Source organism: Devosia limi DSM 17137, assembly GCF_900128975.1.
Classification (GTDB): Bacteria; Pseudomonadota; Alphaproteobacteria; order Rhizobiales; family Devosiaceae; genus Devosia; species Devosia limi.
In genome coordinates, this window is the sequence record NZ_FQVC01000007.1 from 56406 (window position 1) to 73098 (window position 16693).

Annotated in this window: 19 protein-coding genes and 1 tRNA gene; 8 read left to right on the forward strand and 12 right to left on the reverse strand. The window is 63.1% G+C overall.

Going from position 1 to position 16693, the window contains the following annotated elements; all coding sequences use genetic code 11:
* Positions 1–74: 74 nt before the first annotated feature.
* Both murA and BUA69_RS21005 read right to left on the reverse strand, forming a co-directional pair.
* Positions 75–1367 carry a UDP-N-acetylglucosamine 1-carboxyvinyltransferase gene (gene murA, locus BUA69_RS12180; RefSeq protein WP_046134739.1) on the reverse strand — a complete coding sequence of 431 codons (1293 nt, stop codon included), beginning with the start codon at positions 1365–1367 and terminating at the stop codon, positions 75–77.
* Between the two features lie 190 nt (positions 1368–1557).
* Complete coding sequence (locus tag BUA69_RS21005) at positions 1558–1722, reverse strand: hypothetical protein (protein WP_169749451.1); 165 nt, start codon at positions 1720–1722, stop codon at positions 1558–1560.
* A 133-nt stretch (positions 1723–1855) separates the two neighbouring features.
* Here BUA69_RS21005 and BUA69_RS12185 point away from each other — a divergent pair.
* Positions 1856–1930 (forward strand) — tRNA-Thr (locus BUA69_RS12185).
* 110 nt (positions 1931–2040) lie between these two features.
* Here the strand turns inward: BUA69_RS12185 and BUA69_RS12190 are convergent.
* Positions 2041–3111, reverse strand: a complete 1071-nt coding sequence (locus tag BUA69_RS12190) for a glycosyltransferase 61 family protein (protein ID WP_046134740.1) — start codon at positions 3109–3111, stop codon at positions 2041–2043.
* Positions 3112–3425: 314 nt separating this feature from the next.
* Complete coding sequence (locus BUA69_RS12195; protein WP_046134741.1) at positions 3426–4295, reverse strand: alpha/beta fold hydrolase; 870 nt, start codon at positions 4293–4295, stop codon at positions 3426–3428.
* A 93-nt stretch (positions 4296–4388) separates the two neighbouring features.
* Here BUA69_RS12195 and BUA69_RS12200 point away from each other — a divergent pair, with 93 nt between their 5' ends.
* Positions 4389–4934 carry a methyltransferase family protein gene (locus BUA69_RS12200; protein ID WP_046134742.1) on the forward strand — a complete coding sequence of 182 codons (546 nt, stop codon included), beginning with the start codon at positions 4389–4391 and terminating at the stop codon, positions 4932–4934.
* A 22-nt stretch (positions 4935–4956) separates the two neighbouring features.
* Here BUA69_RS12200 and BUA69_RS12205 read toward each other — a convergent pair whose 3' ends face one another.
* Positions 4957–5595 carry a class I SAM-dependent methyltransferase gene (locus BUA69_RS12205; RefSeq protein ID WP_046134743.1) on the reverse strand — a complete coding sequence of 213 codons (639 nt, stop codon included), beginning with the start codon at positions 5593–5595 and terminating at the stop codon, positions 4957–4959.
* 259 nt (positions 5596–5854) lie between these two features.
* On the opposite strand from BUA69_RS12205, the gene BUA69_RS12210 reads away from it, so the two are divergent.
* Positions 5855–6058, forward strand: coding sequence for a hypothetical protein (locus BUA69_RS12210; protein WP_046134744.1), 204 nt, complete (start codon positions 5855–5857; stop codon positions 6056–6058).
* A gap of 15 nt (positions 6059–6073) precedes the next feature.
* Here BUA69_RS12210 and BUA69_RS12215 read toward each other — a convergent pair whose 3' ends face one another.
* Together BUA69_RS12215 and BUA69_RS12220 are read right to left on the reverse strand one after the other, a co-directional pair.
* On the reverse strand, positions 6074–7168 hold the full coding sequence (locus BUA69_RS12215; RefSeq protein ID WP_046134745.1) for a helix-turn-helix transcriptional regulator: 1095 nt from the start codon (positions 7166–7168) through the stop codon (positions 6074–6076).
* Positions 7169–7357: 189 nt separating this feature from the next.
* Positions 7358–7747, reverse strand: coding sequence for a PRC-barrel domain-containing protein (locus BUA69_RS12220; protein WP_046134746.1), 390 nt, complete (start codon positions 7745–7747; stop codon positions 7358–7360).
* A gap of 230 nt (positions 7748–7977) precedes the next feature.
* On the opposite strand from BUA69_RS12220, the gene BUA69_RS12225 reads away from it, so the two are divergent.
* Both BUA69_RS12225 and BUA69_RS12230 read left to right on the forward strand, forming a co-directional pair.
* A complete protein-coding gene (locus BUA69_RS12225; protein WP_072866554.1) occupies positions 7978–8235 on the forward strand; it encodes a hypothetical protein in 258 nt (85 codons plus the stop codon).
* A complete protein-coding gene (locus BUA69_RS12230) occupies positions 8235–8543 on the forward strand; it encodes a hypothetical protein (RefSeq protein ID WP_046134748.1) in 309 nt (102 codons plus the stop codon). The genes BUA69_RS12225 and BUA69_RS12230 overlap by 1 nt, the downstream gene beginning before the upstream one ends.
* Before the next feature lie 50 nt (positions 8544–8593).
* Here the strand turns inward: BUA69_RS12230 and BUA69_RS12235 are convergent, their stop codons facing one another.
* Both BUA69_RS12235 and BUA69_RS12240 read right to left on the reverse strand, forming a co-directional pair.
* Entirely contained in the window at positions 8594–9262 is a 669-nt protein-coding gene (locus tag BUA69_RS12235; protein ID WP_046134749.1) for a YiaD family glycine zipper/OmpA-like lipoprotein, read from the reverse strand.
* A 120-nt stretch (positions 9263–9382) separates the two neighbouring features.
* Positions 9383–10153 carry an SDR family NAD(P)-dependent oxidoreductase gene (locus BUA69_RS12240; RefSeq protein WP_046134750.1) on the reverse strand — a complete coding sequence of 257 codons (771 nt, stop codon included), beginning with the start codon at positions 10151–10153 and terminating at the stop codon, positions 9383–9385.
* Between the two features lie 296 nt (positions 10154–10449).
* On the opposite strand from BUA69_RS12240, the gene hemA reads away from it, so the two are divergent.
* The gene (gene hemA, locus BUA69_RS12245; protein ID WP_046134751.1) at positions 10450–11730 is read left to right on the forward strand and encodes a 5-aminolevulinate synthase; all 1281 of its coding nucleotides are present in this window, start codon (positions 10450–10452) and stop codon (positions 11728–11730) included.
* A 109-nt stretch (positions 11731–11839) separates the two neighbouring features.
* Entirely contained in the window at positions 11840–12496 is a 657-nt protein-coding gene (locus BUA69_RS12250; protein ID WP_046134752.1) for a protein-L-isoaspartate(D-aspartate) O-methyltransferase, read from the forward strand.
* Positions 12497–12535: 39 nt separating this feature from the next.
* Here BUA69_RS12250 and BUA69_RS12255 read toward each other — a convergent pair whose 3' ends face one another.
* Both BUA69_RS12255 and mscL read right to left on the reverse strand, forming a co-directional pair.
* Positions 12536–13171, reverse strand: a complete 636-nt coding sequence (locus BUA69_RS12255; RefSeq protein WP_046134753.1) for a response regulator transcription factor — start codon at positions 13169–13171, stop codon at positions 12536–12538.
* 285 nt (positions 13172–13456) lie between these two features.
* Positions 13457–13894, reverse strand: a complete 438-nt coding sequence (mscL, locus tag BUA69_RS12260) for a large conductance mechanosensitive channel protein MscL (RefSeq protein ID WP_046134754.1) — start codon at positions 13892–13894, stop codon at positions 13457–13459.
* Between the two features lie 215 nt (positions 13895–14109).
* Between mscL and BUA69_RS12265 the strand changes: the two genes are divergently transcribed.
* The gene (locus BUA69_RS12265; RefSeq protein WP_052950466.1) at positions 14110–15732 is read left to right on the forward strand and encodes an ATP-binding response regulator; all 1623 of its coding nucleotides are present in this window, start codon (positions 14110–14112) and stop codon (positions 15730–15732) included.
* Positions 15733–15912: 180 nt separating this feature from the next.
* Here BUA69_RS12265 and BUA69_RS12270 read toward each other — a convergent pair whose 3' ends face one another.
* A complete protein-coding gene (locus BUA69_RS12270) occupies positions 15913–16587 on the reverse strand; it encodes a response regulator (RefSeq protein ID WP_052950467.1) in 675 nt (224 codons plus the stop codon).
* Positions 16588–16693 lie beyond the last annotated feature (106 nt).

Below are 16693 nucleotides of genomic sequence, written 5' to 3' on the forward strand. Positions count from 1 at the left end.
CACAGACGGAGTCATTCCCGCCTGCGCGGGAATGACCCGGTGGGAGTACCGAGATTGTGGAGCGACGAGAGCCCCTACCCCGCCACGCGTTCGATTTCGGCGCCGCAGCGGCTGAGCTTGTCTTCGAGGCGTTCAAAACCGCGGTCGAGGTGATAGATGCGATTGACCACGGTTTCGCCGCGGGCCGCGAGGCCGGCAATGACCAGCGACACCGAGGCGCGCAGGTCGGTCGCCATCACCTGGGCGCCCTTGAGCGTGGGCTTGCCGGTAATGGTCGCCAACTGCCCTTCGACGCGGATGTCGGCGCCGAAACGCGCCAGTTCGGCCACATGCATGTAGCGGTTTTCGAAGATGGTCTCGCGAATGTTGGAGACCCCCGAGGACATGGTCATCAACGCCATGAACTGGGCCTGCAGATCCGTGGGGAAACCGGGGAATGGATCGGTTTCGACATCCACCGGCTGAATGCCATTGCCATTGCGGCGGACGCGGATGCCATCGACTTCATAGGTCAGCTCGGTGCCGGTCCTGGCCAGGATATCGAGGGCGCTCTGCAGGTGCTCGGGACGCGCGCCGCGCAGCAGCACATCGCCACCGGTCATGGCCGCAGCCATGGCGAAGGTGCCAGTCTCGATGCGATCGGGAATGACGTCAACTGTGGCGCCATGCAGCTTGTCGACGCCCTCGATGGTCAGGGTGCGGGTGCCGATGCCGGTGATTTTGGCGCCCATGGCGACAAGGCATTCGGCGACATTGGTGATTTCGGGTTCCTGGGCGGCATTCTCGATGACGGTGACGCCGCGGGCGAGCGTGGCAGCCATCAGGATGGTGTGGGTGGCGCCGACCGAAACCTTGGGGAGGACGATATGCGCGCCGACCAGGCCGCCCTTGGGCGCCCGGGCGACGACATAGCCTTCGTCGATGTCGATCTCGGCACCCAATTGCTTGAGGCCAAAAAGGAAGAGGTCGACCGGGCGGGTGCCGATGGCGCAGCCGCCGGGCAGCGACACGCGCGCCTCATGGCAGCGGGCAAGCAGCGGCCCGATGACCCAGAAGCTGGCCCGCATCACCGAGACCAGTTCATAGGGCGCGGTGGTATCGACGATGTCGGCGGCATGGAAGGTCATGCGCTGGCCAACGCCCTGGTCCTCGCCGCGGCGGCGGCCATGGACCGCAATATCGACACCGTGATTCTCGAGGATGCGCTCGAGCTGCTTGACGTCGGCCAGGCGCGGCACGTTTTGCAGCACCAGCGGCTCATCGGTCAAAAGCGAGGCGATCATCAGCGGCAAAGCGGCGTTCTTGGCGCCCGAGATCGGGATTTCGCCCCGAAGCTCATTGCCGCCGACCAAACGAATGCGATCCATATCTTTATCCTAGATGTGCGCCCGGACGGGGCTGACTGGCCTGCGCCATGTGTGACGTGCAGCCTTTGTGCCAAATGTGGGGGAACAAAGGCCGAATTTGGGTCTCGCCTATCCGAAGAACCGCCGGCCAGCAAGGCTGAGGCGACCATTCGGCCAGGGGCTTCAAGCGAACAGTTCGCCCGAAAATGGTTTACGGTTTCTTTCCCGCAGCGCCATCGGCCGCCCGAATCGGTTCGGGGGCCTGCGCATCCGCGTCAGAGCGGGCCTTGGCCTGCCCTTTGCGGCGTTTCAGGTTCTCGCGAAGCTTTGCGGCCAATCTTTGCTCGCGCTGCTGGGCCTCGACGGCTTTGGACATTTCTGGACTTGTCCTGAGGAAATCACTGTGTGCCGTTGCATAAGCGTTTTTTAGCCTTGCGTCGAGATTAGGCCTATGGCACTAGAGCGCCCGTCGCCGGACGTGGCCCAGCCCGATCCGCCGCGCACCAGATGCTGCCGTAGCTCAGTGGTAGAGCACCCCCTTGGTAAGGGGGAGGCCGACAGTTCAATCCTGTCCGGCAGCACCAGTTCACCTGATATAAGCATGCCGCCTAACGCCACGATCCCTGTCGGCTGTTGGCCAGTGCCCAGCGCGTTGAGCCAAAGCTAAACGGCCTCCGGCAAAGCCCGGCGTGGCTTATTCCGCCGGCGGCATGAGGCCCGCACGCGTCGTCGAGAGCTCGATAGTGCGCATGACCTCGTCCCAGTTGACGACGTATCCTTCGCCGGCAGAGCCCTCAAGCACGACAAAGCCGGCAGAGATGCGATTGGCATTCGCATAGTCGAGATGCACAGTTGTGAACCGATCGTGAGGCACAAGGACAATCAAGACGGATCCGGGCGTTAGCGATAGCTGAGCGTGCGTCAGATGGCTCCCGTCCATCGACACAACAATGCGCGCACTGCATAGAGCGGTCTGCAGCTGGTCGAGGCTAGCCGTCGAAACCTCGATAATTGTCCAGTTGCGCCGAACCAACTCGTCGACAAGGCGGTCCTGGTCTCGAATGAGCCGCGCGGCGCCGGTATTGCCTCGAGAAATGAAGACGCACTCAGCGCCAGTGGCTGCACCATGTCGAGCATGTATCGCTCGCCGAATCCTGGCGTAGCGGGCGCGCTTGTGGGAGCCCTGACCAAAGTCCTGATAGAAGAAGAGTTCGCGCGCGAAGACGAGATCGGCACCGACAGAGGGAAGGTCGAGTATTTGCTGATATTGCGTTGCGTGCGGCCAATTGCTGGGCGCTGGCATCCACAGATGCCCAAGTTCAGGCCCGTCAATCAACGATTCGAGCATTGCATCAGTCAACCAATGGCCAAAATGGCGGCTCGCAAGGCCTTCATGGCAGTACCGGAGACGGTTGACGGACGCGAGCCTCTGCCCCAATACCTGCGCAAACAGCGCATTGCTGTGGCGCCGGCTATGGCGCGCAGTGGCAAAGCCGTCAAAGGCCACGATTGCATTTTTCGCCATCTTGCGGAGCACCGGCGCGTGCCGGAATGTCGTGGCGGTCAGGCTTTGTAGATGGTATTCGAGCGGCGAAAGCCCGTCAGTGCTGGTCACGCGATCAATTTGGCCTGGAAGAATGGCCGCCGGTGGCAATATTTCGATCTCCTCCGGCTGAAGTTCCTCAACAGTCACCCCATCTGCCTGCGAGACACGGCGGACCATCGGTGCGATGAACGGATTTAGGCGCGCGAGCGTCGGCATCATCGCTGGTTTAACTCTCTGACCGGTCAGTTATTTGGTGGAAAAGCGCAGTCTTTCACATCCCTTGATCTTGGACAAGAATACGCGATCCGAACATTACTACTTCGCAAAGAACAATCGATGTAGATTTTTCACCGATAGTCGCCAACTCAGTTCGCACTACTGTATTTACGACAGCAGTGGCGCATCAGCGCCAAGCATGTTCATGCCACTGCGTGCCTGCCGGCCCTGCGTCGAGCGCGCCAGCAATGGGGGATGGCGGTCATCCCAGTTCTCGATGAGGAGGGGAGAGGCTGCACCCGGCGTGGAGCGGAGGGTCAGCCGGTCCTGGAGGTAGTCGCGCGGACCGGACGGGCCTGGGGACGGGATGCCAGGTCGCGCAGGAACTGGCTCAGGAGCCGGTTGAATGTCTGCGGCTGTTCCCAAAACGGTGCGTGGGCGGCGCCTGCGATAGCGTGACAGGTCTCCTGCCACAGCGCTGTGTAGCGGAGATGCTCGATATAGTTCCGGCGCACGATGGGATCATCGGCACCGTCAATCATGGCAATCGGCAGCACGCTGGTCTCCACCAACCGGCGCTGGTCCGTGCCATCGCCGCGCATCAGGCTGCGCAGGAAATGGACGCGCGCCAGACCATCAGCACGCTTGATGTCCGCGAGAAATTGCGGCGTCCCGCTGTCACCAAAACACAGTCGCAGAAACCGATAGGCGTCGCGATCGGAAAAGTTTTCCTTGGACGCCAGCAGCATGTCCCACCGCGCATGAAAGCCGCGCAGCGCCGCAAGCGGGCCTGGCCCAACCGGTGGCGCCCCGCCGAGTGCCAGTCCCGCCAGATCCGATCGCTGCCCGGCGAGCTCCAGTGCAATATGCCCGCCCATCGACCATCCATAGACAGCCGGCCGCACCAGGCCCATCTGGTCGATGACGCCGCTGATGATCGCCGCCATCCCGCGGATGGCATAGGTGCTGGCCGGGTCCACCGCATTGCCCGAGGCGCCATGGCCAGGCAGGTCGATGGCAATCAGCCGGCAGACGCCGGCCAATTCGCTATCGAGCTGGTGCTCGAATACGGCGCTGGAGGCACCCGAGCCGTGCAGCAGCAATACCGGCGGGCTGGTTTGCGCGCCGCTTTGCCGACCTGCAATCGTGATGCCATCGACTTGGAGACGAAACTCGGAGATGGACATGGTGCTTCTTATCGCTAGAGATAATCAGCACACTAAGTCTTCGAGGCTAAGAACCGGTTTTTCCGAATAGTAAACAGACAGCGGAGACCTGCCATGCAATTTGCTTTGGATAGTATCGTTTCCATAGTCGCTCTTGGCATTTTCGGTCAGCATATCTGGGCCCTGAAGGGCCATTTCGCGTCCGACCGGATGACGGGCGGGGCGCGTACGATTTCGGCGGGCGCGCTTCTCACCTGCCTCATCATGCTGATCCTGGTTTGGCGCCTGGACCACCCTGCAGCTGCCCAGGTGGCCGGCGTGGCGATCATGCTTCTCAGCCTCTCGCTGTTTTGGGCGGCAGTGAAGGCCTCGGAGGCGGCCAAGCTGAGATTCGCCTTTGACGCGGCATTGCCACGGCAATTGGTGACCACCGGCCCCTACCGGCGCGTGCGCCATCCCTTCTACGCCTCCTACCTCATATTCTGGCTGGGATGGGCAGTGGCAACCTGGTCCATCTGGTCGTTGCTGCCGGTGGCGATCATGGCGGCGCTCTATACGATCGCGGCACGATACGAAGAGACCCTACTCGGCAAGAGTGCCATGGCCTCGGACTACGCGGCCTATCGTGAACGGGCCGGGCTCTTCTGGCCCAGGTTTTGACCGGTCGAGCATGGCGCCGTGGCTAGCGTTTGCGCGCGACGATGAAGGGGCGGGAATCTTTGCCCTTGGACGCGTGGTTTTCGGTGACGAGGATATCGAAGCCAGATGCGGTCAGCATTTGCGCCAATTGCTGCGCAGTGAAGGCGGTGACTGTCGGGGCCTTGCCGATGGCGCTCATGATGGGGAGAAGCACGAGGCGGATGAGCGGGTTCATGTCGCCCAGGCAGGCGGTCTTGGAGATGAACAGCCCTTCGGGAGCCAGCAGGTCATGGATGTGGCGCAGCGTCGCTGGCACATCGCGGACCAGGTGCAGGTAGTTGAAGCCCAGAATGGCATCATAGCCGCCCGCCGCTGGCGCCAGGGTCTCGGCGGTAGCGGCGCGGAAGCTCAGCCCGGGGACCGGATGCAAGGCGCGCTTTTCTTCGGCAATGGCGATCATGCCGGGGGAAATGTCGGTGGCCTGATAGGTCTGCACCGCATCGGCAAGATGGAGCGCCGTGCTGCCCGTGCCGCAGCCCAGCTCCAGCAGATGGTCGCCGGCCCGCAGATAGTCCCGCGTCCGGCGCAGTGTGCGCTCATAGGCGGCGGGATCGGCGACCGCACTCCTGGCATAGCCGCGTGAGGACTTGTCCCAGAACTGAGCATCGTTGGCGATCTTCATGGCTGTCTGGCCTCCCTTCGACGACGGCAGCGCGTCGAGGTGGCTACAAGAATGCCTGGCGCCGCCTTTGTCCACCCAAGCATGGTGGCGCGGCGGTCACGCCCGATAGACTTGCGCAAGAAGCTGCACTCATGCAGGTGAGGCCGATCAGAACAGAGGTTGCCATGGCGAATACCGAGAGGGTGGATCCCGGAATATCCAATGCAAGGGCTATCGGGGGCTGGTTGCCCGGCATGGGCCGACTGCAGGGCGCGGGCGCATGAGCAAGCGCATGTCCAAGACCATGGCGGGCGAAATCGCCGATCGCACGCTCGAGGTGGTCAATCCGGCGAACCGGGCGATGGCGTTGAACGCGGCGCTGAAACGCCACGGCTTTGCCGGGGCATCGGTGCCGGCAGAGTATCTGCTGGAGCGCGGCGCCTTGATCGGCTGGCTGCTGGCGACCTATTCGCCGCGCGATTAAGGGGCAGCCCAGGCGTTAGAAGCGGAAGCGCGCAAGCAGCGCGATCAACTGGCCCTGGCTGCCGGTATCGGTCTTGCGGAAGATAGCGCGGGCATGAGTGCGCACGGTATCGTAAGTGATATCGAGATGCAGACCAATGCCGACAAGGCCGGCGCCGCTGGCCATCATGCAGGCAATCTCGGCTTCGCGGGGGGTGAGATCGAAGACCGTGACCAGCAGCGCGGTATCGATGGGTCGGGCTTGCTCGGGGTCTTCGATCAGCGCCACGGCAGCGGCCGCTCCGAACAGTTCCTGGGCGCCGCCGCCAACGCGTTGCAGGCGGATGACCAGAGGGCGGCGGTCCGGGCGTGGCACAACGATGACATCGGCAACCCCTGGCACGAAGGACGGCCCCTGCCCCAGCACCTGGCGCAGCCGTTCATTGAATGCGGCGCTATCGGCGGGACGGCGGCAGCGCAGGTGACCAGCGGTGATCTGCAGGTCGGCACCAAGCAGGCGGCTCGCCCGCTCGTTGCACCCGGCGACCTTGCCGGCACGATCAAAGGAAATGCAGGCAATGCCGGCAGTTTCAAAGCCGGCGGACAGGCCGGCGATACGAGCGCCGGCCAGTTCGCGCATGACCAGTGTGCTGGCGAGCAGCTTGCGGCGGACATGGCGAAACAGAGCCACTTCCTCACGCTCGAACGGCCCCTGATCGATGCGGCGTTGCAGCACAAAGCTGACAAGGCCGGAATCGGCGGGCATGGCCATGATGGCGGTCCAGCGCAGGCCGAACTTTTCCTGCGCGCGGTAATAATCGAGGGAGGAGAAATGCTCGGCTGTCGCGAAGTCCTGCTCAACGGCGACTTCGGCGCTCAGCAGCGGGGCGTTCTCGACGCGGAAATCGCGCTTGTACCACTCGTCGCCAATATAGAGTTCCATGGCTGGAGCCAGGCTGTCGGTGGTCGCGACAATGCCTGAAAAAACGGGGCCTATCGGCACGATATTGACGCCGAAGGCGCCGCTGGCCACCGCCAGATCCTCCAGAACGTCCTTCCACAGCGTGGGATCAATCGCGGCCTCGAGGAAGCGATCTGACACCAGGTCCAGAGTTTCGGCGTCGACCTTCATTGCCTCTCCCGGGCGCCATGGCTAATGCCCTGATGACAACCAACAATCTGGGCGAGGGTGTAGCCTAAAGCAATGCACCTTGCCCAACCGTCGTGACCAAATCTGAGCCCGGCACAAAAAAGGCCGGCATCCATTCGGATGCCGGCCGCAGTTTAGCCGGGGATCATATCGTCCCCGATAGTGGCTGGATCAGATCCAGTAAGGCGCAACGCCATAATAGTCATGGACGCGGCGGCCATTTTCCTGGTTCCAGTAGGCGTCGTCTTCACGATCGTATTTCGGAGCGCCTTCAAGCTGTTCCTTGGTAATGTCGACCCGGTAGCCGCCGAGGCTCTCGTCGTAATTGAGCTTGGACCAGGGCAGCGGATAATGATCGTTGCCGATGCCGAGGAAGCCGCCGAAGCTGAGAACGGCATAAGAGACCTTGCCGCTGCGCTTTTCGACCAGGATCCGCTCGATGGAGCCGATGTGTTCGCCGCGCGGATCATAGACCTTGGTGCCTTCGACCTTGTCGGAAGCGATCAGGTCATGGGTTTCCTTGATGCTGGCGTCACTCTTGCGGATGTCGTCATAAGCCATGGTGTGATCCTTTCGTTGGGGTGTGACTGGTAAACGTCGCGACCCCGCCCCAGTTCCGAAATTGACCCCGCAAAATCGTCGAAAAAGGCGTGGAACCAAAAGCCGATACGCGGCAAACGCCCGGCAGAGAAAGGCTTTCCACGCCCCGCGCGGAACCATGGTCACCACCAGAGCATTGAAAAAGTGAATGGGCCCGATAGCCGGACCACAGATCGACCATGGAGGCGACAATGGTATTGGACTCGCTCAGCGACCGCATGGGAGGACGGGACAATGTAACCCCCATGCGCATCGCCCATAACACCCTGTTCACGGCGCGCGAGAAGCTGGACCTGCTGCAGCAACTCAAGGCCGATGTGGCCGTTGCGGCGCAGGAAGGCACACCCCTGGGCTTTGATGCCGAGGAGATCGATCTGGCCATGGAGGAAGTGCGCCAGGGCGTGCAGGACGGAATAGGCAGTTCAACAGTGCTGAGGGGAGATTTCTGATGGCCGTTATCGACAAGACGACACCGCCCGTGGTGGCGGAGGTGGACGCGCTGATCGACGAGAATGGTGCGCGCATTCCACTGCCCGAAGATACGCCGATCAAGGTGGCGGGCGAGCATGACGAAACCATAGGCGCGACCGGGCCGACCAATTGGTGGCTTTATGGACTGTTCGGGCTGGCCATCATCATCGCCATCCTGCTGTTGATGCAGGTGTTCAAAGGGGCACCCGGCACCATGGTGCAACCGGGAACGCCGGTGGCCGAGCCGGTGGTGGACGTCACGGTGACCCCGGCGCCACAGCCATAGAAAAAGCGCGACCCGCAGGCCGCGCTTTTGTGAATGCGATCGGTGAAAAATCAGCCGTTGATCGGGGAAATCTGGATTTCCACGCGGCGGTTCTGCGCGCGACCGGCTTCGGTCGCGTTCGAAGCGATGGGGCTTGATTCGCCCTTGCCCTCGATAAAGAAGCGGCGCTGATCGATGCCCTGATTGGCCAGAACGGTGGCCACGGAGACCGCACGGCGCTGGCTGAGCGAGAGATTATAGGCGTCGTCGCCCTGGCTATCGGTGTGGCCATAGACGTCGACGATGGTCTTATCGAACTTCTTGAGCACCAGCGCCACGGCAACCAGCGTCTCGTTGAAGCGCGGCTGCACCTGGGCCTCGGCGGTCGCAAAGGTGATGTTGGACGGCATGTTGAGGATGATCTGCTGCCCCACGCGGGTCACCGAAACACCAGAACCCTGCAGCTGAGCGCGCAATTCGGCCTCCTGCTGGTCCATATAGCTGCCGATGGCAACGCCGGTCAGCCCGCCGACGCCAGCGCCGATCAGGGCGCCAACGCGCGGATCACCACCGACGGCAGCGCCCACCAGCGCGCCGGCAATGGCGCCGCCGCCGGTGCCGAGCAGCGCGCCACCCGCCGTATTGGAGAGCTGCGACTGGCCGGTATAGGGATTGGCAGTGGTGCAGGCGCTCAGCGCCAATGCGGCAAGACCCGCAACGATAATCTTGGTCTTCTTCAATTTATCCCCCTGAAGGATTGGTGGCCGTTACTGCGGAGTGAATACGGCAGCAAGGTGGTGGAATGGTGTGTGCCGAATTACAGATGAACGGCTTCTGAACGCCGCTGCATGGCAGCTGTCTCAGGCATTGGCCCAGCCGCCATCGACGACGAATTGCTGGGCCGAAATCATGGCACTGTCATCGGCGGCCAGAAACAGGGCCATGCGGGCGACATCGTCGGGATAGACCCGGCCGCGGAGGGCCTGACTGGCATCGATGAGCTTTTCGCCCTCCGGGTCGAGCCAGTGGGTGAGTTGACGTTCGGTCATGACCCAGCCGGGCACCAGCGAGTTGACGCGAATGCCGGACTTGCCCAGTTCGCGGGCCATGGACCGGGTCAGACCATGGATGGCGGCCTTGGCGGTTTCGTAGATCGGGATTTTCGGCGACATGATCATCCAGCTGATCGAGCCGGTATTGATGATCGACCCACGCCCGGCCCTGACCATGCCCGGGGCCACCGCCTGGATGGCGAAGAAGGCATGTTTGAGGTTGACGGCCATACGATCGTCCCAATAGTCGGGCGTGACCTCGGCCCAGTCATGCCGCTGGTCATGGGCGGCGTTATTGACCAGCACCATGGCATCGCCATGAGCGGCCGCGAAACCGGCAATGGCGGCCTGGTAGGCGGGCGTATCGGTGATGTCGCAGCGGGTGAAGCGGACAGACTGGCCCAGGCCATTGAGTTCGGCGGCCAGCTGATCGCCGGCTTCAGCTGCAATATCGACAAAGCCGACACGGGCACCCTGCGCGGCGAAATTGCGCACCAGCGACGCGCCAATTCCCGAGGCACCGCCGGAAATGACGACGGGCAGGTTCTGCAGGCTTGGAAAGCGGGCAAATTCGGACATGGCGGGCTCCGTGGTCAGCGCTTGTGGGCCTATCTATCATCGCTGCGTTAACGACGCGCTAGGGCGGCGGCACGATTTGGCTGCGCAACAAACTTGGCAGGCGGCCCGCCACACTTTAGAATGGCTCTCAAGTTGAGGCTGCCGGCCCGTTGCAAATGAATGGGTTAGCCGGCTCGTGGCGCGCGGCGAATTGACATATGTCAATGACGGCCGGCGCTGAATAGGTTCCGTTGCGCTGCAGGGTCCAGATGGGTCCGGGCCACGCGGGGTTGCGCAAGACGGCGAAGGACGGACCGATGGATTATCGCAGCATTTTCGAAGATGCGGTGGACACCCTGCGGCAGGAAAAGCGTTACCGCGTTTTTGCCGATCTGGAACGGATCGCCGGCCGGTTCCCGCGCGCGGTCTACCGCGACGGCTCCGACAATGCCCGTGAGATCACCATCTGGTGCTCGAATGATTATCTGGGCATGGGCCAGCACGAGACCACCATTACCGCGATGCAGGAAACTGCTGGCCGACTCGGCGTCGGTTCGGGCGGCACGCGCAATATTTCGGGCACCAACCGCCCGCTGGTCGAGCTGGAGCGTTCGCTCGCCGACCTGCACCGCAAGGAAGGCGCCCTGGTCTTCACCTCGGGCTTCGTGTCCAACGAAGCCGCGATTGCCACCATTGCCCGGCTGCTGCCCGATTGCATGATTTTCTCGGACCAGCTCAACCACGCCTCGATGATCCAGGGTGTTCGTCAGTCGGGGATGCAGAAAGCGATCTTCCGGCATAATGACGTGGCGCATCTGCGCGACCTGCTGGCTGCCTGCGACCGCAAGCGCCCCAAGCTGATCTGCTTTGAATCGATCTATTCGATGGATGGCGACGTCGCCCCGATCAAGGAAATCTGCGACCTGGCCGAAGAATTCGGCGCGATGACCTATATCGATGAAGTCCATGCCGTGGGCATGTATGGCCCGCGCGGCGGTGGCATTGCCGAGCGCGACGGCCTGATGGATCGGATCGACGTCGTCGAAGGTACGCTGGCCAAGGGTTTTGGCGTCATGGGCGGCTATATCGCCGCCAATAAGGCGATCATTGACGCGGTGCGCTCCTATGCGCCCGAATTCATCTTCACCACCTCGCTGCCGCCGGCCCTCTGCGCCGCTGCCCGTGCCTCGATCGAACACCTCAAGGCCTCCTCGGTAGAGCGCTCGATGCAGCAGCGCCAGGCGCGGCTGACCAAGGCGATCCTGGCCGATGCCGGACTGCCAGTGATGCAGACCGATACCCATATCGTGCCGCTGCTGGTTGGGGACGCGCGCCAGTGCAAGGCCGCCAGCGACATGCTGCTGGAAAAGCACAATATCTATATCCAGCCGATCAACTACCCGACCGTGCCCAAGGGCACCGAGCGGCTGCGCATCACCCCGACACCGCTACATACCGATGAGATGATCTTCGAGCTGCGGCACGCGCTGGTGAGCGTCTGGACCAGCCTGGAATTGCCGCGCGAGCGCGCCGACGCAGCGATCACCGCCAGCAAGCTGACCTCGGGCGACCTGACCCTGCCGACGATCGGCGGATAGTCAGGCGGCCTGCGCCGCCCGATTTGGTGCGATGGACCTCATGCTGGGGATTGAACTGCGTTCAGCAGCCGGTGTGATCAAGTCTGCCTGATCTGCAGGGGAGGCATCCATGGCTGACGTCCGGATGGCGCGACGCGCCATGGTCGACCAGATCCAGGCAATGGGCGTTACCAATCGGCGCGTGCTCGCCGCGATGCGCAAGGTGCCGCGCGAAGCCTTTGTGCCGGCGGCCCAGCAGGACAATGCCCATGCGGACAAGGCGCTGCCGCTGGCCGAGGGGCAGACGATTTCCCAACCCTATATCGTGGCGCTGATGCTGGAAGCGATCGCGCCGCGCCCGGACCATAACGTGCTCGAGATCGGCACCGGCTCGGGCTATGTGGCGGCCTTGCTGGCAGAACTGGTGCGCAGTGTCGTCACCATCGAGCGGCGCGAAGGACTGGCCACCAGCGCGCGCGCCCGGCTGGCCGGACTGGGCTATGGCAGCGTCAGGGTGATTGCGGGTGACGGCACGCTGGGCTACCCCGATGCGGCGCCCTATGACGGCATCATCGTCTCGGCCTTCGGCCCTGACGTGCCGGAGGCACTGCGCGAGCAGCTGGCAATCGGCGGCAGGCTGGCGATGCCGGTGGGCAGCTCGGGCGCAGCACAGCGGCTGGTGCGAGTGACGCGCCAGGGCGCAGAAACATACGCAACCGACGATCTGGGCGCGGTGCAGTTTGTGCCGTTGATCGGCGCGCAGGGCTGGCCACCACAGCCGGACTGACGATCCCTGGACGCCCGGGGACCGTCAGGGGGGCAGCGCTCAGCTGGTGAGCACAATGCGCATCAGGTCGGCAGTGTTGCGAGCGCCGAGCTTTTCCATGACCCTGGCGCGGTGCACCTCGATGGTGCGGGGTGAAATGCCCAGCTCACGGCCGGCCTCCTTGTTGGATTCCCCATTGGTGATGTGTTGCAGCACTTCGCGCTCACGCGGGGTCAGCTGGGAGAAACCGCGCACCTCGACCGGGCGGCGCCCGCCCTGCATGGCCCCCAGATAGACATCGCGGCGCAGGGCATCGCGCACCACGGTGAGGAAATGCTCGGTATCGATGGGCTTGCTGATCACGTCGGAAGCCCCCAGCTTCATGCCGGCGACGGCGGCATCGACCTGCGGATAGTCCGAGAGCAGGAACACCGGTGTTCCGGTGCGCATGGCCTTGACCCGGCGCAGCAGGTTCAGCCCGCTTTCGGGGCCGATCTTGATATTGACCACGACGATATCGGGCCGCAACCGCTCGAGACTGGCAACGAAATGACTGGCCTCAAGCGAGAACGTGGTCTGAAAACCCTCGAGCCTGAATAGAACACTCAGGGCCTCACAGGTAGCGGGATCGGGATCGACAATATGGACAAGGCGGTCGCGGTTCAGAAATGAATGATAGTAGATCTCGTCGCTCATCTGCCTACACCTTTGGTCAGTTTCGCTAAAAACGATCCATCGCCCGCCCCCGGGACAAAGCTGCGCCGGTCATGGGACAGCATGGGCTGCGCCAGGAAGACGGGCTCTGGTGAGTGAATCGCTGAGGTAGTTTGCTCTAAGTGTTCGTGCCGTCCGATATGGAGAATACGTAGGAGCTACTACCTAGTTCTAGGTATATATCCCTAGTTGACCGCCGTCAACGGAGTTATTTCCTAGTGTTGTGGCCTGAAAAAACCGGCGCCCGCAGACGCCGGTCTCGGCCGATTACGGCTTGGCGGCGTTCTGGGCGCGCAGGGCGTCGCGGATCTCGGTCAGCAACACTTCCTCGGCGCTCGGAGCGGCGGGCGCCGGGTCCTTGGCGGCTTCGCGCTTCATTGAATTGATGCCCTTGACCACCATGAACAGCACAATGGCAATGATGGTGAACTTGACCACGGCATTGATGAACAGCCCGATATTGAGGGTGGCAATGCCAGCGGCCTGCGCCACGGCCAGCGAGGGTACGGGCAAGTCATTGGGGTTGGACAAGACGATGAACAGGTTGGAAAAATCGATACCGCCCAGGATCAGGCCAATGATCGGCATGAAGATATCCTCGACGATCGAGGACACGATGGCACCGAACGCGGCACCGATGATCACGCCGATGGCGAGATCGATCATGTTGCCTTTGATGGCGAAGTCACGGAATTCCTTAAACATTTCAAGCCCTCTCGATGTCAGTTGCGCCGGCCCCAATCTGGCGGACCGCACGGTTGGCGGCATGGCAGATTTTCCCAGATTGCTCGATAAGGCAATGGCTTACCCACATCACATCGCCACCGCTGTGCCGCGGTACAGGCCCTAAGTCGGCCTTGCGACTGTTGAGCGAGGGGCGGATACTGGCCGGACTGTCGCTTCGCCGGAACCCAGAATTGATGTCGAGCCGCCCCAAACACGCCGAAGCCAGCCTGCGCCAGGCGATGGATCACGTCCCGCAGGGGATCGCGGTGTTCGACAATGGCCTGCGCCTGCTCGCCTCCAACCAGCGCTACAATACCCTGCTGGCGCTGCCCGAGGCGCTGATCAAGCCAGGAACGCCGCTATTCGATATCGCGCTTTATCTGGGGGATCGCGGCGATCTGGGGCCCGGCGATCCGGCGCGGCTGGCGATCGAGCGGATTAACCTGCTCACCGCAGCCCCAACCACGGTGACGCAGCGGCTGGGCACGGGCGGACAAACACTGGAATTTCATTCGAGCCGCCTGCCCGATGGCGGGCTGGTCATTGCGTTTTCCGACGTGACCGCGCGGGTCAAGGCCGAGCGCGAACTGGAGCGGATGAACCAGTCGCTGGAGGGGCGGGTCGAGGAGCGGACCGCCGACCTGACGCGGGTCAATGCCGAACTCGAAATTGCCCGGGCCAAGGCCGATGCGGCCAATCACGACAAGACGCGGTTCCTGGCGGCCGCCAGCCATGACCTGCTGCAGCCGCTCAATGCAGCGCGGCTCTATACCTCGACGCTGATCGAGCGCTCCAAATCGACGGGGCTGGCGGAGCTGGCCAATTCCATCGAGGCATCGCTGACGGCCGTGGAAGACATCATGTCCGCGCTACTCGATATTTCGCGGATCGACAGCGGGGCGCTGCGCCCGGCGCCGGCCCCGGTCAATGCACGCGACCTGCTGAAAAAAATCGAGGTCGAGTTCGGTCCGATGGCACGCGAGCGCAATATCACCCTCAAGATCGTGCCGACGCGGGCGACGGTGATCGTCGACAAGATGCTGGTCGGGCGCATCGTGCAGAACCTGGTCTCCAACGCCATCAAGTATACGCCACAGGGCGGCAAGGTGCTGGTCGGATTGCGGCGGCGCGGCAGCCGGATGCGGCTCGACGTGATCGATACCGGGATCGGCTTCAACCGTGATCAACACAGACTGCTGTTTGCCGAGTTTTCGCGGCTGGAGCGCGGTGCGCGCATGGCGCAGGGACTGGGGCTGGGGCTATCGATCGTGCAGCGACTGGTGGCGGCGCTGGGGCTGACGCTGGAGCTGGACAGCGTCGAGGGACGCGGCTCGCGGTTTTCGCTGTTCCTGCCAGCCACGCGGACCATGCGGGCGCCCGACGATATCGGTTCGGCGCCGAGCGAGACCAATTTCGGCACCATGGATCTCAAGATCCTCTGCGTCGACAATGAGCGGGCAATCCTGGAGGCGATGGAGGGGCTGCTGAGCCATTGGGGCTGCGATGTGCGCACGGCGCTGTCGCTCAAGCAGATCGACCGGGAACGGCTGCTGGAGGGCTGGTATCCGGACCTGGTGCTGATGGATTATCACCTCGACCAGACCTCGGGCCTGGATGCGGTGGAATGGCTGCGCCACAATGTGGGTGGGCACCTGCCCGCGGCGCTGGTGACGGCCGACCGCAGCCCGGCGGTGCGGGCGCTGGCCGAGGAGCGCGGCATTGCCGTGGTGACCAAGCCGGTCAAGCCGGCCGCGCTGCGGGCGGCGATCAGCGGGCTGGCGAACCAGACCCGCAGCATCAACAAGAAGCCGGCCTAAGGGGACATAGGGGCACGTCATCCCCGGTTCCCCCGTCATTGCCCGGCTTGTCCGGGCAATCCAGTTTTGCTGGCATGTCCAGGCAGATCGACCCCCCGGACGTGCCGGATAGGAGAGTCTGAGGGGATCGATGGTCCCCCTGGATGGCAGCCGCGATAGCCGCGCTGCCGGGCGAAGCTGTCAAACCTTGTCGGCGGTGCCGATGGAGAACAGGGCTTCAAACTGCCCCTCTTCGATGCGGGCAGCAGCGATGACGGCCTGGGTACGGCTATCGACATCGAGCTTCTGCAGGATGGCCGAAACGTGCGCCTTGACCGTGGCTTCGGAGATGGTCAGCTCATAGGCGATCTGCTTGTTCATCAAGCCGTCGCTCAGCATCATCAGCACGCGCACCTGCTGCGGTGTCAGCGTCGAGAGGCGCCGCATCAACGCGGTGTGGTCATCCTCGCCGCCCAGCGCCATGCCTTCGGGCACGAAAACCTCGCCCGACAGCACGGTTTCGATGGCGCGGCGGATTTCGGTGGGGCCGACCGATTTGTGCAGATAGCCGGCGGCGCCGAGTTCGAAGGCGCGGCGCACCACGGTGCCATCCTCGACCGCCGAAATGATCATCACCGGAATATCGGGATATTGGGCGCGCAGCAGCAGCAGGCCGGAAAAGCCCCGCACGCCGGGCATGTTGAGATCGAGCAGCACCAGATCGCAATCGCGATCGGTTTCCAGCGCGGCACTGAGGCTGGCCAGGTCGCCGGCCTCCTCGACCGAGACGGTGGCATCGCCGCCAGCCAGGGTCTGGCGCAGCGCGGCGCGGAACAGGGGATGATCGTCGACGATGATGATGCGGCGGCGCGTCATGGTCTGCGCTACTCCTCGGCCGGGGTCCGGCATGTGTATTGGTCCGTTTCCTAGCGTACCGTGGCGGCATCCCCGCATCAAATCAGCAGTTTGGCGGGGTCAGCAT